This window comes from Lunatibacter salilacus (genome assembly GCF_009797935.1).
Taxonomy (GTDB): Bacteria; Bacteroidota; Bacteroidia; order Cytophagales; family Cyclobacteriaceae; genus Lunatibacter; species Lunatibacter salilacus.
This window is the reverse complement of sequence record NZ_VOLC01000024.1, coordinates 65,517-80,816: the sequence shown is the minus strand read 5'-3', so window position 1 is coordinate 80,816 and position 15,300 is coordinate 65,517. Positions and strand designations below refer to the sequence as shown.

The window sequence follows — 15,300 nt, the reverse complement described above, 5'->3', positions numbered from 1 at the left end:
CAAATTATATAACGCTAAGCTTATGAATAAATTTTCTTTTCAGCAGCCAGGAGCGTGTTGTAAAGTAAAGCGGCAATGGTCATCGGACCGACTCCACCTGGCACGGGAGTAATCGCCGAAGCAATGGGCTCAACTTCCTCAAATTTGACATCTCCGATCAACCGATATCCACTCTTTTTTGAAGCATCCTCTATCCGGTGTATGCCCACATCGATTACTACTGCACCCGGCTTTACCATATCTGCCGTGACAAATTCCGGCCTTCCCAACGCCACTATCAAAATATCCGCTGATCTAGCCACTTCAGCCAAATTCTTGGTCCTACTGTGAGTGATTGTCACCGTACAGTTGCCTGGGTTGTCATTGCGTGCCATCAATATACTCATGGGAGAGCCTACAATATGGCTTCTTCCGATCACCACGCAGTGCTTTCCACTTGTTTCTAGTTGGTATCTTTTCAACAATTCCAAAATACCATAGGGAGTAGCTGAAATATACGTGGGCCAGTTTAATGCCATCCTTCCGACATTGGCCGGTGTAAAGCCGTCCACATCCTTTTCCGGTAGAATTTTCGCTGTCACTTTTTCCACGGAAATATGCTTTGGAAGTGGCAACTGGACAATCAGACCATCTATATCCGCATTATCATTGACTTTTTGTATTTCATCTAACAAATCATCTTCGGAAATGGAGTCTTTTAGCATCACCAACGTAGACTGAAATCCAACTTTTTCACAGGCCTTTACCTTTGCGTTCACGTAGGTTTGGCTGGCACCATCATTCCCAACCAAAATCGCAGCCAGGTGGGGTATTTTCCCGCCCTCTGCCTTGATTTCCTTTACACGGGAAGCAATTTCTTCCTTTATCTCCTCTGAAGTTACTTTTCCGTCTATTCGTACTGCCATTATTAGTGAGTTAATTAGTTAAAAGTTATAAATAGGCATAGCTCGCAAACCCTATTGGATTAGCACAGGCCTATTAATTATAAACGGGATTGCCTGTTGATATAAGCGATCCAGAATTGGTAGGATATTTTAGTAGTTTGACTAGATGAGAACTAATAAAACCGAAATAACATCAATCAAGTTTCAGAACAGCCATAAAGGCTTCCTGTGGAACTTCCACATTTCCTACTTGACGCATTCGTTTCTTCCCTTTTTTCTGCTTTTCCAATAGTTTCCTCTTCCGGGATATATCTCCTCCATAGCATTTTGCCAATACATTTTTCCGGAGGGCTTTGACAGTTTCCCTGGCGATGATTTTGGCTCCTATGGCCGCCTGTATGGCAATCTCAAACATCTGCCTTGGAACGAGTTCTTTTAATTTTTCACAAAGTCGCTTACCCCATTCATACGCTTTATCCCTGTGAACGATGGCAGATAAGGCATCTACCGGTTCACCGTTAAGCATTACGTCCAAGCGGACCATATGGGAAGCCCTAAATCCTATAAGTTCATAGTCCAATGAGGCGTATCCCCTAGAAATAGTTTTGAGCTTATCAAAGAAATCAAACACAATCTCCACCAAGGGCATCTCAAAAGTGAGTTCCACCCGTTCTGCGGTTAGATAAACCTGGTTCTTTAATTGGCCCCGCTTATCCATACAAAGTTGGATCACCGGGCCAACATAATCGGCTGCAGTGATTATGGATACCTTGACAAATGGCTCTTCAATATGTTTGAATAGGGTGGGTTCTGGCATATCCGAAGGAGCATTGACGATTTTATACTGATCGTTGTTCATCATGGCCCTGAACTGGACCGAAGGAACGGTGGTAATGACGGTCATGTCAAATTCCCTTTCCAGTCGCTCCTGAATGATTTCCATATGAAGCATCCCCAAAAATCCGCACCTAAATCCAAAACCCAAGGCAGCTGACGTTTCCGGTTCCCAGACAAGGGAGGCATCATTCAGCTGAAGCTTCTCCATAGAAGCTCTCAATTCTTCAAAATCGGTGGTTTCTACAGGATAAATCCCGGCAAAAACCATTGGTTTTACGTTTTCAAACCCCTGGATCGTAGCTGGGCAGGGCCTCTTCACATGCGTGATGGTATCCCCTACTTTTACTTCTTTCGCTACCTTAATCCCTGATATCAAATATCCGACATTGCCCGCTTTCATGGTCTGTTGCGGTTTTTGTTGGATACCTAAGATTCCAATTTCATCCGCCTCATATTCTTTGCCTGTATTGACAAACTTGATTTTGTCCCCCTTATTGATGGTTCCGTTGAAAATTCGGAAGATAACCTCCACGCCACGGAAAGGATTGTAAACTGAATCAAATATCATGGCCTGTAGGGGTGCTTCCTCGTCCCCTTTTGGAGCGGGAACCTTTTCAACGACTGCATTGAGTATATCTTCTATCCCCAAGCCCTCCTTTCCCGAAGCCAGAATAATATCTTCCCTGTCACAGCCTATCAAGTCCATGACCTCTTCGGCTACTACCTCGGGTTGTGCACCGGGGAGGTCAATTTTGTTCAAGACCGGAATAATTTCAAGGTCCTGACCTATCGCTAGGTACAAATTAGAAATAGTTTGAGCTTCTATACCCTGGGAAGCATCCACTATAAGAAGAGCTCCTTCGCAGGCCGCAATTGACCGGGACACTTCGTAGGAAAAATCCACGTGTCCAGGGGTATCAATCAGGTTCAAGGTATATTCTTCTCCCTTGTAGGTGTATTTCATTTGGATAGCGTGAGATTTGATCGTAATGCCTCTCTCCCGCTCCAAGTCCATATTATCCAACAGTTGATCCTGCATCTCTCTATCGGTTACCGTGTTGGTAAATTGTAGGAGACGATCAGCCAGGGTGCTTTTCCCATGATCAATATGGGCGATAATACAGAAATTTCTTATTTTTTGCATATTCATACTGGGTGCAAAAATAGCAAATAGTTAGGGTTTTAATATTATTTGGTAATTTTAATTCTTGAAGTCATCAGGATATTAACTTCCTAAATTCAGTTTAGATGAAACCTAAATCTGCTCTTGTTGTTTTAAGAGTAGTATCTGTCCATAATAATAGCTACATGAAATCCCATATACCTGTATACTTAATTTTGTTGTTAAGCCTGACCCTTCTCGGCTCCAATGCTAGACCAGGTGAGAAGCTTGCCAGCACCGTAGCCATCAATCCAAACCGTACGCTTGGCTGGGAAGATTTCAAGGTGGTAAAAGTAATTCAAGGTAAATCTACTATCAATGCCATCTGCCTAAGCACCTGTGAGGTAGAAATTCTTAGAGTAACGCCAAGAGGCAAGCACGCTAGTCTGGATGTACGGGCAAAAGTACAGCATCAACCGGAGTTGTCACAGGTCACTGAAAGTTTCCTTGCCAATAACGACGCTGCTACCAAGGCTCAAGTTCTTCACCACGAAAACGGTCATTTTCTTATTGCGCAGATCATCGGCCATCGAATTGTTAAGGATGCCCAGGGGTATGCTTTTGATCCAAAAAACTATAAAGTGCAGTTGAATCAAATTATCAAGACGCATTTCCGGTCCTGGAATCAGATGGATCAGCTCTACGATCTGGAAAGTACCAATCCAAGAAATCCTGTTATGCAGAAAAAATGGGATGACTATTTCGAGAAAGAACTCAACAAATTTAAAGAAACTAGCAACTAACCAAACACTCCATGCAACGGCTGGCTTTACAGAAGAAAAACGAAAATATTGCCGAATTTATCATTTACATGTACCAAATGGAGGACTTGATTCGTGCATATCAATTCAATATAGACGACATCCACCAATATGTCATAGCCCATTATCCAATTTCATCCGAGGAAAAAGCGGAGGTCTTGAACTGGTTTACGGAGTTGGCTGAAAAGATGAAATCGGAAAAAATCCAGTATAAAGGCCACCTGTCTGAAGTTCAGGAAAAAGTGGGTGAATTGGCCACTTATCACTGGAACTTTTTAAAATCAGACCGAGACTACTTTGAGATTTACAATATAGCCAAACCTTACGTAATTGACTTAGTCATGGAGGCAGGCGACGAGGATCCCGGCCATGAAATTCAACTGTGCATCAACGCTATATATGGATTGCTGCTTAGTCGGCTTCATGGCCGGAAAGTACCTGAGGACATGATAAAAGCAACAGATAGTTTTGGCGCGGTAATAAGGTACCTTACGGAAGCATACCACCAGAAGTTTGTGACCAACAATTAATGGTTAATCCTCCATCAATTCATAGATACTGGTGTAGCATTTATTTTCGTCCACATAGTCCAAGAATTCACGATAAAACGGATGTACCCCCAAGGTGGCACTGTCGCCAATTACTATCAATTTTCGTTTAGCCCGGGTCAAAGCCACATTCATTCTTCGTGTATCGGATAAAAACCCTATTTCTCCCCTTGCATTACTGCGAACTAGACTGATCAATATCAGGTCCCGTTCCTGTCCCTGAAAACCATCAATTGTATCTATGGTCAGCCTTTCGCGCATCGACTTTATTATTAGAAAGGAGTCATCGTCCCTCACCAAGGTTTTAAGCAGTTCGACTTGCCCCCGGTAAGGAGAAATTAGGCCTATCTTCCAATCATTTTCATCGAAAACCGCACTGCCGATTCTTTTGAGCAGTGAGTTCATGACCCCCAAGGCAAATCTAGCTTCCTCAGGATTTTGAGTGCTGAGGGTTTCCCTGTCTGTAAAGTCAGCAAAGCCGCTTCCCGCGGTATCGATAAAGGTAAGAATGGGTTCTTCCGGTCCTAATCTATGGGAAGCTGTTACAGGCGCTGCTCTGAGCTGATTTTTATAAAATATCTTGCTGGAAAACCCCATGATTAGTTCGGGCATGCGGTACTGCATCGCCAGCATCCGGGCACTTTGGGGCTGTCTTTCGATGACTTTTTCAAAAAGAGTTTGGCGAAGTCCGGCAGCCGCTGCTTCGAAGGACTTGATAGTAGGCGGAAGCTGACAGTGGTCACCCGCCATGACGACCTTCTCGGCCGTCAAAATGGGGATCCAAGTGGCGGGTTCCAGTCCCTGAGCTGCCTCATCCATGAATACCACAGGAAATCTCATGCCCTTTAAGGCCTGTGAACCCGCTCCTGAAAAAGTGCATGCAAATACCTGGGTTTGTTGAAAAATATCAAACCGAATATAGTCCTCCAACTGATCTATCTCCCTTCGTGCTTGACTGACTTGATCATAGAGGTACTGCCGCTGTGCGCGTTGCTGATGACTAAAATTCCGCTTAAACTGCCTGGCTTTTCGTCGCAGTTCCGCCACTTCCTTTTTCAGCTTCTTCAGGGTTTTATAGCTTCCATGCTGGGAAGTCTTCGCATCCAGTGTCTGGTTAAGGATGTCATCGTCTACCCGGGCAGGATGGCCTATACGCAGAGTAGCAATGCCTTTTTGCACTAACTTTTCCACCAACAGGTCCACAGCTGCGTTACTTGGGGCGCATACCATCACTTGATGCATCCGCTTCAAAGTTTCATGAATGGAGGCAACCAAGGTAGTCGTCTTACCTGTGCCGGGAGGTCCATGAATAATGGCTACATCTCTTGCGGAGCATACGAGCTGAACGGCGGCAAGCTGACTTTCATTCAGCCAATCTTCATCCAAATCCAGTTTCACGGGAAGTGTAGTAGCGGGAGGCGTATCTCCCAACAAAATCTCTTTGAGGGTATTCAATCGGCCTTGATTTGCATTTATAACATTATCCATTGCCGCATCCATCTGGCGATAGGTGTTTTCGTCGAAAAGCAAGTCCACACCGAGTTTGCCCCCGTCAAGCCAATCCGGGGCATTTTCCACCCCAAGCGTCATCATAAGCCTATTGCCCCGCACATAATTGACTACCCCACTGACACGATCTCTGGAGGAATCATTTTCAGGGGTGTTGGAAAAAAGGGAAACGGATTTTCCCGACTGAAATCCGTGGGAAGAAGGGGGATCCGCATGGGTTACCTCCACAAGCAGTTTATCTGCCAAACCAGTTTTTGTTTTTGAAACTGAAACCGGATACCAACAAATCCCGTCTGCTTTCCTCTCAGCCAAAGAGCGACCAAATGTCTTACGCTTGTATTGCTCAAGGTCCTCCTTCCATTCTGTTTTTAAAAGTTTTTTTATTAATTTTAATTCTTCCTGTATATTTGTCATATCGATTCTATTACCCCAAAACAATGATACTTGTTTTCGAATTAAAAAACATCCGTACTTTAAGTGAATTTTCTTGCCCACGCCTTTTTGTCATTTGATCAACCAAAAATATTGGTAGGAAATTTCATTGGAGATTTTGTAAAAGGAAACTTAGAGGATCAATTTGAAAGGGAAATTATTAATGGGGTTCGGCTTCACAGAGAAATTGATCGATTCACGGATTTCCATCCGTTAGTAAAAGAATCCCAGCTCTTGCTAAAGCCTGTATTTTTTAGATACTCATCCGTAATTACAGATATGTTTTTTGATTACTTCCTAGCTAAAAACTGGTCTGCCTATCACGATGTCCCCCTTGAAAATTTCTCCCAAGAGGTGTATGGAATGATTGAGGAGTATTTACCAATACTTCCCGATAAATTCAAATATGCCTTTTCATTTATGAAAAAGGAAAACTGGCTAGTCGCTTATGGAACAGAGCCCGGAATCCAACGAGCGCTAACTGGAATCTCGCAACGGGCTACCTTCAAATCCAACTTGGAAAATGCAACCTCACACCTTATGCTCCATCACGACCAATTCCAAAGGTATTTCGATAACTTCTTCCCCGACCTAATCGCTTTTTCAAAAGAAACGCTACTGAAAATTCAACAAGAGGATGATCCAAAGTAAACCAAAAACCAATACCTATATTACACTAAGCCTAGTTGTTGTTATTTTGATGATTGGCTTAGGCTATCTTCTCGCAGACTTTTACCGAGGTGGGTCATATAGCTTACTTTTTTATCTAATCTGCTGCACCATTCTCACATTGGCCATTTTGTTGATTTTGGTAAAGATGATGGCTGGGTACAAGTTCATTGCTGCGGGTAATGATCGGATCGACATCCGGATTCCGCTAAAGGGGCTGAAAAAATCCTATTCGCTAAATCAGGTTCTAGGATGGCAAGAAGAAAAAGTGATAGCCAATAAGCGGGAATTTAAACAACTCAGCTTACTTTTTGACGATAAAACGTCCTTCAGCATAAGCAATCATGAACACCTTTCCTATGTGGAGTTAATAAAATACTTGTCGAAGAAAATCCCAAAAAAACGATTAAACGGCTAATGCTTCCAATCGTAAGTATCAATACTTTCGAGAAGGGCTTTCAGTAAATCTACGCTAGCACCAATATCGGCCTTGTGGGCCATCTCAATTACCTGGTGTAGATGTCGGGTTGGAATAGAGATAGCTCCCGCAATGGCTCCCTGCTTGCCGTTTCGCTGAACTCCAGCGGTATCGGTTCCTCCGGCGGTCAGTATTTCCGGCTGCCATTTGATCCCTTTTTCTTCGGCTGTCTTTTTCATAAATGCTACCATCCGATAATCACAAATGGTAGAAGCATCCATAATTTTAATAGCTGTTCCCTTGCCCAATTCAGTTATTTTTTCATGCGCTGAAGCACCAGGAACATCATAGGCAATTGTCGTGTCCAGTGCAATGCCAAAATCCGGATTAATAAAGTGTGCGGATACATTTGCTCCACGCAACCCTACTTCCTCCTGTACTGTAAAGGTCGCAAACACATCGTAGGCCGGATCTTCCAATTTCCTGAGAGTTTCCAGCAAAATAAATACCGCGACACGGTTGTCGATAGACTTGCAGTTGACACAGTCTCCCATTTCAATAAATTCCCGTTCACGGGTAATGGGATCACCAATCCTTACAAATTTCTCTACTTCCGACTTTTCCATGCCCAAATCGATAAAATAGTCCGTGATTTTGGCCACTTTTTGCCGCTCCTCCGTAGTCATTACATGGATTGGCTTGCTTCCCATCACCCCAATTAGGTCTTTTCTACCATGAACTATGACCCGCTGGGCCGTGAGCGTCTTGGGGTCAAAACCACCCAAGGTATGGAAACGCAAAAATCCATTGTCATCGATATGGGTGACGATAAACCCAATTTCATCCATGTGGGCTGCTACCATTACCCGCTTGTTCTCCGGGTTTCGTTTGCCCCGCTTAATAGCTATTACATTGCCCAAATTATCTACCTCCACTGCATCCACAAATGGAGCTACTTCCTTCACTATAAAATCTCTTACCTGCTTTTCAAAACCCGGTGCTCCGGGGAGATCACAGATTGTTTTTAACAACGATACATCAATACTCATCTACTTTTATTTTTTTGGAACCCCTTTCAAGTCAAGGGTATAAATAAATAGTGGCATAAAAACTTAGGTGTAAAAAACAAAGGAAAAATCGGGTCAATACGCCCGAACTCCTTTTCCTTCCATATAATTCACGAATGCCCGGTTTACCACTCTCACACCTCCCTTGGTAGGAAAATTCCCTGTAAAATACCAATCCCCCAAGTGGTCGGGACAAGCTAAGTTTAAATTACTTACCGTTTGATAAACCACCATCACATTTGCGTTGATGTGCTCAGAGGTAATGATTTGGGCGATTTTATCTGAAATTTCCTGATCGGTGAACCCTTCATAAATTTCCTTGACAAAATTCTCATTTGAATCAGGAAAAGTAACGCATTTATCATAAACCCGCTCCATGAGGTCTGATTGCCCCCTGTCCGACAATAAAGCGGCCACGGCTCTAAATGCAATAAACTCTTTCATTTTCGACATATCTATGCCGTAGCAGTCCGGAAATCGGATTTGGGGTGCTGATGATACGATAATAATGCGTTTTGGCTTTAACTTGTCCAAAGTAGTCAAAATGCTTTTTTCCAACGTAGTTCCCCGCACGATACTGTCATCGATCACAACAATAGTGTCCACACCTGGGCGGATTACTTCGTAGGTGGTGTCATAGACATTGGACACCATGATATCCCGATCGCTGTCGTTGGTGATAAAGGTCCGAAGCTTTACGTCCTTACTGACTAATTTCTCGACCCGGGGCCTAAAATTCAACAGTTCTTCCAGATCACCCAAATGTGGTTTCCCGTCAATTAGCACTTCACGTCTCTTGGCACTTAGGTAATCCTCCAGCCCCTCGATCATTCCGTAAAAGGAGGTTTCAGCCGTATTGGGGATATAAGAAAAAACAGTGTTTTTTATATCAAAATCAATGGCTTTAAGGATTTGTGGAACCAATGCCCTACCAAGGCTTTTTCTTTCCCGATAAATATCAGGGTCCGTACCACGGGAAAAATAGATCCGCTCAAAACTGCAGGATTTTTTTGCCTTGGGAGTAATGATTTCATATTCACCATAGGAACCATCTTTGTTAATGACAAGGGCATGCCCGGGCTTAATTTCCTTGATAGCGCTGTACTCAATGTCGAAGGCTGTCTTGATGGGTGGCTTTTCAGAGGCTACCACAACGACCTCGTCATCCGCATAGTAATAGGCCGGTCGTATTCCGATAGGATCCCGTACAACAAAACTGGAACCGTTGCCGATTAGGCCTGCCATGGCGTATCCCCCGTCAAAATCCCTGCAGCTGCGCCTCAATATCCTGGCTACATCCAACTCTTGCTCAATAACTTCTGTTATTTCTTGGTTGCTGATACCTTTATATTTATCGAATAACCGTTGATTTTCCTCGTCCAAAAAGTGGCCGATTTTTTCCATTACCGTGACAGTATCAGTTTTTTCTTTGGGATGCTGACCAAGTTCTACGAGGATATCAAAAAGTTCCTCTACATTGGTCATGTTGAAATTTCCGGCCATAACCAGATTTCTACTTCTCCAGTTGTTTTGTTTCAGAAAAGGATGACAGGTTTCTATGCTGTTCTCCCCATGGGTTCCATACCTTAGATGACCCAGCCAAACTTCCCCGCTGAATGCAACATTTTCTTTAATCCAAGAAGCGTCCAATAGGTCTGCTTCTGAGCCGCTTTTTCGGGCCTTCTTGTATTTTTTTGAAATTTTTTGAAAAATCCCGGTTACAGCCTCCGAATCTATGGAGCGGTACCTGCTAATATACCGTGTACCCGGAGCGGTATTTATTTTGATATTTGCTACGCCTGCCCCGTCCTGTCCTCTGTTGAGTTGCTTCTGCATCAAGACATATAGTCGATTTGCAGCATAGAGTGGAGTTTTGTATTTGTCAATGTAATACTGAAGTGGTTTCCTTAGCCTGATCATGGCTATTCCGCACTCGTGTTTGATCTGATCACTCATAGCTTTTGCACGAAGTAAATATGGGACAAAGGTAAGCCTTTTTTTAGAATTAAATTCTAGTAAAAGATTGCAAACCTTAATACAAAAATCAAACCTTCTTGGACAGAATGGATAATTTTTTTTTTAAATCTATAAGATGAAATTTTTTAATAGGGCTATAATCAATTTTAGGGAGGGAATGCTCAAAATGGAAAGCCGAACCCAAAACAAAAAAACCCCAGGTTCACGCACCTGGGGGTTATTGCTGCAAGCAAAGAGTGAAGATTTATTTACGAATAGTAAAGGTAAGAAATAATTTAATTCCGTGCATCTAATTTTGGCTGAATCCGGATGGTTTTTGGCCGATTTTTAGTGATTGGGCTAAAGCCAAATTCCAATTGAGTTTTGAATCCAGTATTTTTTTGAATAGTCTATTGCCATTTCCCATTCCCTCAATTGCCTCCTGCTTTAGCTGGAGGACCAAGGATTTCCATAAACTCCTTTTTTGGCATTAGCCAATCATTTGTCATCGAATCTTTTGAAGCCATATTTGGCAATTAACTCATCATACTCTTCCTGAAATGTTTTTCGCTTACGATGTGCCTCTTGGTTTCGGATATATTTTCTAACCCTATCAAGCATTGATTCAGAAACGGAAACCGCAAAATATTCATCCTGCCATTCAAATTTCTGGACGGTAAGCTTGTTTTTGTTGATCCAAAAAGATGATTCCCCCTTGATCAATAGCATCATTTTTTCTATCGTTTGATTAGTTCCAAGTGAAATCAAACAGTGGCAATGAAGAGAATATCCATTGATATGGTCGATATAAATTTCTTTCTTCTTTGCATTTTTCCCTTATATGGTTCCAAACTTTTGTTCTCAATTCTGTTGAATCAAGAAAAGGCATCCTATTTTTGGTACTCCAAATAAAATGTATGTAAACCTTAACAAATGGCATTTTAAAAATTGATGAGGGTATTGTCAAATTTAATAAAATATCTGCAAAATATTAATGTACAGAACCGTGTATTCAAATAAAATAATCTGCTTTTGTGCTTCGATTGTTTGGCTAAAGCCGGATAGATGGTCGAAATTTAATGAATGGGCTAAAGCCGCATTCCTATTGAATTTCGGCAAACATTAGGATTTTTATCAGGTGGGATGTAGATTGATTTTAGCAAATCAATTGCCTCCTGCTTCAGCTGGAGGCATATGGATTTCAACAAACTCTTTTTTGGCTTTAGCCATATTCTTTTCCCGAGCCTCTGAATGGCAATCACTTGGAACTAAACAACAGTATGGGAAGCGTATTCATAGCTTCCCATTTTTGCTTTCTAAAGTCAATCGGATAATTTAATTGACTATTTTCTTCGATCTAATAACTCAACCCTTCCCTATAATTAAACAAGGCATAGCCATCTCCTTCCAGGTAACCGGGGACATCTTCCAAATTGTTTTCCACCGCCTGATCGGAAACAGGAGTCGAAAACGGCATTTTACCCTGTGGATTAAATTTTCCCGTGAGCACATCGAGCAAAGCCTCAGGTGTAGTGCCAAAGGTCGCAAGAACACCCTTTATATTACCCTTCTCGGCATCGTTAAAAACCTCATCAATTACCCAAGGATTCGTATAGTCTACTACTAAAATGGTGGGCACACTTGCAGCTATCTCATTTATTTGGTCAACGTTTATTGAAGATTTCGAAAGGGAAATGGATATGGGCGCCCCCTCAGAATTAAAAAGGGAGCTGGAAGGAATCACCCACTGTATGGCAATATCAGCATCTGATGGAGAGTCCACAAATACCAAATTATAGTTGGCGTCGTTTTCTGTCAAAACTTTTCGCTGGCTCGCCTGTTCTCCCCTACCTGGTGCTTTGAGGGTTTCAAAGTAAACCTTTGTACTTGGCTTTAGAGGAAGGGCACTATTTTCATTTCTCAATAAAACGATGGACTTCCTTAACGCAAGGGCCGCTTTTTCGCGAAAGTCCTCTCCACCTACCAGCTTCTCTGACACATCCGGATCACTGTAGGGGTTTTCAAATAATCCCAGTGCAAACTTTTCTTTTAGAAGAAGCATCACTGAATTATCTATGTGGTCCATGGCTAACATGCCATTATTAACGACTTCAATAAGATCTGCGGGATTCGAAACCCCGGAGATAATATTCGACCCCGCCTCAACTGCCTTTTTATACCTTTCTGAAAGGCTGAGGTCCTCTACTCCCCAAACCATGCGTGTAAGTGGTCCGGTGTCTGTATTTATGATCCCCTTGAAACCCAAGTCACCACGAAGCAAATCCGTAAGTGCACCTTTGTTGTACGCATACCCCACTTCCTCAAATTCGGTGCCTACGGGCATGGAATAGTAGGGCATAATGGCGGAAGCTCCAACATCTATCGCAGCCCGGAACGGTAATAAATTTTCATAAAACCTGCCTCCCGGAAACACTTGCTCCTTACCCCAATCAAAGTGGGAGTCTTGGCCGCCTTTACCCGATCCACCGCCCGGAAAATGCTTCATAGTCAAAGCAATGGATGTCGGGCCCAATTTTTCACCCTGAAAGCCAAGAACAATCTCCTTGATAATTTCAGCAACCCACTCGGGATCTTCACCAAACGTGCCATTTACTCTTGACCACCTGGGTTCCGTGGCCAAATCAGCCATATACATATACCCCTTTCTGATGCCAGCAGCATGCCACTCCTGACGGGAAAAATCGGCAAAATCCCTTATCAGAGAAAGGTCCCGAGTAGCCGAAAGGCCCAGTTCACCAGGCCAAGCCGTAAAAATTGTAGCATCCAAAGCTGTTCCCACGGAGGCGTTGGAAGTAATATGGTTTCGGGGATTGGAAGTGATAATTGCCGGGATCCCTAGGGGCTCACTTTCGCAAAGTTCCTGAAGCTTATTATTCCATTCGGATATAATCCGTGCACTTTCATTGGACCTGAGAATGAAATGTCTGTTATTAAATTCCTTTACCATCTGCGATGAACTCGTCACCGTGTTCATCCCGCCGATAAAATTTGGCCGGTTGGCCTGTTCAGATCGGTCTTCCTTTACTTGTCCTTCTTCGAGGTCACTTGCCACGAATTGACCTCCGGAGGCTTCCGCTTTTCTGCTACCAAGCATACTGAGGGAGTTGATCATCATAAAGCCTGCTTTCTGCTCTAACGACATCTGGGAAAGCAAGTCTTCACTTCTTTCCTCGGGTGTGATTCTCCAATCCTCATACCTATCGAGCTGACCATTTTTGTTCAGGTCCTTAAACTGTAATCCATCTATCTCCATAAGTTCAGCTGACCGGTAGCCCAACTCAGGTTGTTCATAACTGTTTTGTTCTCCGCAAGAATAGATGGCAGCCACCAATAAAATGACGGGGAGAATCATTGTTACTTTATCCAGCATAAAAACAGACCATTTTAATTGCTTTGGAAGTAAGGGGAAATCTGATTTCTTCATATTATGAGTTTATAAGATAAATTATTTGGTGATGCCAAAAGAGGGACCTCTCAACTTTTCCTCTTGTTGAAAAGTCATATTCAAATCTATAGGAAATAACTTACATCGATGTCCCAACTGATAAATTGGCACCACTTTATGGATCAAACAGTTCCTGAAATCCGCAGTACTTTCCTGTAACCAGGTGATTATTTTGAAGAAAAACCTTCCAAGTTTCACCCATGTAATTTGACTACCTAGCTGATTATCAACGAAACCTGGAAGGTTTTCGGATTATGGGGATCAAACGGTTCTCTTGTACTCACTTGGAGTTAATCCCGTTTCTTCCTTGAATATTCTGTTGAAGGCCGATTTAGAATTGAAACCACATTCGAAAGCAATCCCCAACACTGAAAAATGTCCGTAAGTCGGGTCTACAATCTTTTCTTTCACTTCTTTAATCCGATATTCGTTAATAAGCCTGTGAAAATTCTTATTCTGTCCGGTATTTATCAATTGCGACAACTTATGTCTTGAAATTTCCAAGTCCGCTGCCATCATATCAAGATTAAAATCGGGGTTAAGGTATGGTTTTTTATTTCTTAAATAGGTGACAATATCTTCATTCAAGACTTTTACTTCATCTTCCTGGATGGCGGAGCGGTTATATTTGGGTTCTGAACTCTCCGTATTCTCATCCTGAATATCGGACTCCAATTTTCGATTCATTGGCCGATAAATAACCGATTGATTGATCCCAAAAAATATCATGATAAATACAAATGCTGCCAGATTTAAAGGAAGCAGGGAAAAACTTGCTAGTTCAATGTCCCATGCGATTCGAATAAATTGCCGCACAAAATCAACCATGAAGAATAAAAGGAAAAATGTTAAGACAAAAAGGAGCCAGGTAAGTGAGTTGTTTCGGGTATAATTGGAGAAGTGTAGGGGGATCTTCTTGCGGAACTTAAGGATAAGTATAAGACTTATAAACCAATAAAAAATTAGGCTGAGAACAAATAAAAAGTAATACACTTTATTGTAAATAAAAAGTGGATCTTCCGACGCACTCATTATTGGAACCACCGACGTGGTAGAACGGTGAATGGATATAACAGCCATTGGTATTAGATGAAATAGATGCTTGAAATTTGGTTTGAAATCCTCCACTGTAAGAGAACTTACATAAAAATAAAGTAAGGGACCCAAAAGAAATAACATTGGGAATATGCCGGGTTTAAAGTAGTCCACAACTTCAAAAGGCAAAAGAAAAGAGCCTAAGAAAATTGCAATCACGGCAAACCATGCCGATAAAAATAAAAAACTGGTATGGGTAGGTCTTTTGGTTAAAAAAATAACCATTCCAAAGAGGGACTGAACCACCCCGACAATTGTGACTATCTCATACACCTTACAATATAGTTATGCTTCTTGTTCCAAAAGTAACGATTTTCATAATACACCGCCCCCTTTATCTAATCCGATTTGATCACTTCTACCTCCTCGACGAATACATCTCTGGTGTTTGATTCAAAAATATGATAAAGAGCAAAGCATGTTACAGGTAAGGTGTCTGGCAATCCGATCATAAACAGCAACGCACTAGCAAGGTTCAAAAACAGCAAATACGCCA

At 42.3% G+C, this 15,300-nt stretch carries 11 protein-coding genes and 1 pseudogene; 4 read left to right on the top strand and 8 right to left on the bottom strand.

The window, feature by feature from the left end; genetic code table 11:
- Window positions 1-20: 20 nt before the first annotated feature.
- Window positions 21-905: a bifunctional methylenetetrahydrofolate dehydrogenase/methenyltetrahydrofolate cyclohydrolase FolD gene (gene folD / locus FQ608_RS24225; RefSeq protein WP_158861078.1), complete on the bottom strand. Its 885-nt coding sequence runs from the start codon at window positions 903-905 to the stop codon at window positions 21-23.
- A 172-nt stretch (window positions 906-1,077) separates the two neighbouring features.
- Window positions 1,078-2,871 (bottom strand): translation elongation factor 4, encoded by a 1,794-nt coding sequence (gene lepA / locus FQ608_RS24220; protein WP_158861077.1) that lies wholly within the window; start codon window positions 2,869-2,871, stop codon window positions 1,078-1,080.
- Between the two features lie 98 nt (window positions 2,872-2,969).
- Here lepA and FQ608_RS24215 point away from each other — a divergent pair, with 98 nt between their 5' ends.
- Both FQ608_RS24215 and FQ608_RS24210 read left to right on the top strand, forming a co-directional pair.
- Window positions 2,970-3,626, top strand: coding sequence for a hypothetical protein (locus tag FQ608_RS24215; RefSeq protein WP_234364372.1), 657 nt, complete (start codon window positions 2,970-2,972; stop codon window positions 3,624-3,626).
- Between the two features lie 11 nt (window positions 3,627-3,637).
- Entirely contained in the window at window positions 3,638-4,174 is a 537-nt protein-coding gene (locus FQ608_RS24210) for a DUF4924 family protein (protein ID WP_158861076.1), read from the top strand.
- A gap of 3 nt (window positions 4,175-4,177) precedes the next feature.
- Here FQ608_RS24210 and FQ608_RS24205 read toward each other — a convergent pair whose 3' ends face one another.
- A complete protein-coding gene (locus FQ608_RS24205; RefSeq protein WP_158861075.1) occupies window positions 4,178-6,115 on the bottom strand; it encodes an AAA domain-containing protein in 1,938 nt (645 codons plus the stop codon).
- A gap of 63 nt (window positions 6,116-6,178) precedes the next feature.
- On the opposite strand from FQ608_RS24205, the gene FQ608_RS24200 reads away from it, so the two are divergent.
- Window positions 6,179-6,784: an acyl carrier protein phosphodiesterase gene (locus FQ608_RS24200; protein WP_158861074.1), complete on the top strand. Its 606-nt coding sequence runs from the start codon at window positions 6,179-6,181 to the stop codon at window positions 6,782-6,784.
- Entirely contained in the window at window positions 6,771-7,220 is a 450-nt protein-coding gene (locus FQ608_RS24195) for a hypothetical protein (RefSeq protein ID WP_158861073.1), read from the top strand. Before FQ608_RS24200 ends, FQ608_RS24195 begins: the two co-directional genes overlap by 14 nt.
- Here FQ608_RS24195 and FQ608_RS24190 read toward each other — a convergent pair.
- The 5 genes and pseudogenes from FQ608_RS24190 to FQ608_RS24170 all read right to left on the bottom strand — a co-directional run bounded on the left by FQ608_RS24190 (window position 7,217) and on the right by FQ608_RS24170 (window position 15,077).
- Window positions 7,217-8,269, bottom strand: coding sequence for a M42 family metallopeptidase (locus tag FQ608_RS24190; protein WP_158861072.1), 1,053 nt, complete (start codon window positions 8,267-8,269; stop codon window positions 7,217-7,219). The genes FQ608_RS24195 and FQ608_RS24190 overlap by 4 nt on opposite strands.
- Before the next feature lie 93 nt (window positions 8,270-8,362).
- The gene (locus tag FQ608_RS24185) at window positions 8,363-10,243 is read right to left on the bottom strand and encodes an amidophosphoribosyltransferase (protein WP_158861071.1); all 1,881 of its coding nucleotides are present in this window, start codon (window positions 10,241-10,243) and stop codon (window positions 8,363-8,365) included.
- 498 nt (window positions 10,244-10,741) lie between these two features.
- Window positions 10,742-11,183, bottom strand: a pseudogene (gene tnpA, locus FQ608_RS27655) (IS200/IS605 family transposase).
- Window positions 11,184-11,600: 417 nt separating this feature from the next.
- A complete protein-coding gene (locus FQ608_RS24175) occupies window positions 11,601-13,688 on the bottom strand; it encodes a glycoside hydrolase family 3 protein (RefSeq protein WP_234364370.1) in 2,088 nt (695 codons plus the stop codon).
- 282 nt (window positions 13,689-13,970) lie between these two features.
- Window positions 13,971-15,077, bottom strand: a complete 1,107-nt coding sequence (locus tag FQ608_RS24170; RefSeq protein WP_158861070.1) for a helix-turn-helix domain-containing protein — start codon at window positions 15,075-15,077, stop codon at window positions 13,971-13,973.
- Between the last annotated feature and the right edge of the window lie 223 nt (window positions 15,078-15,300).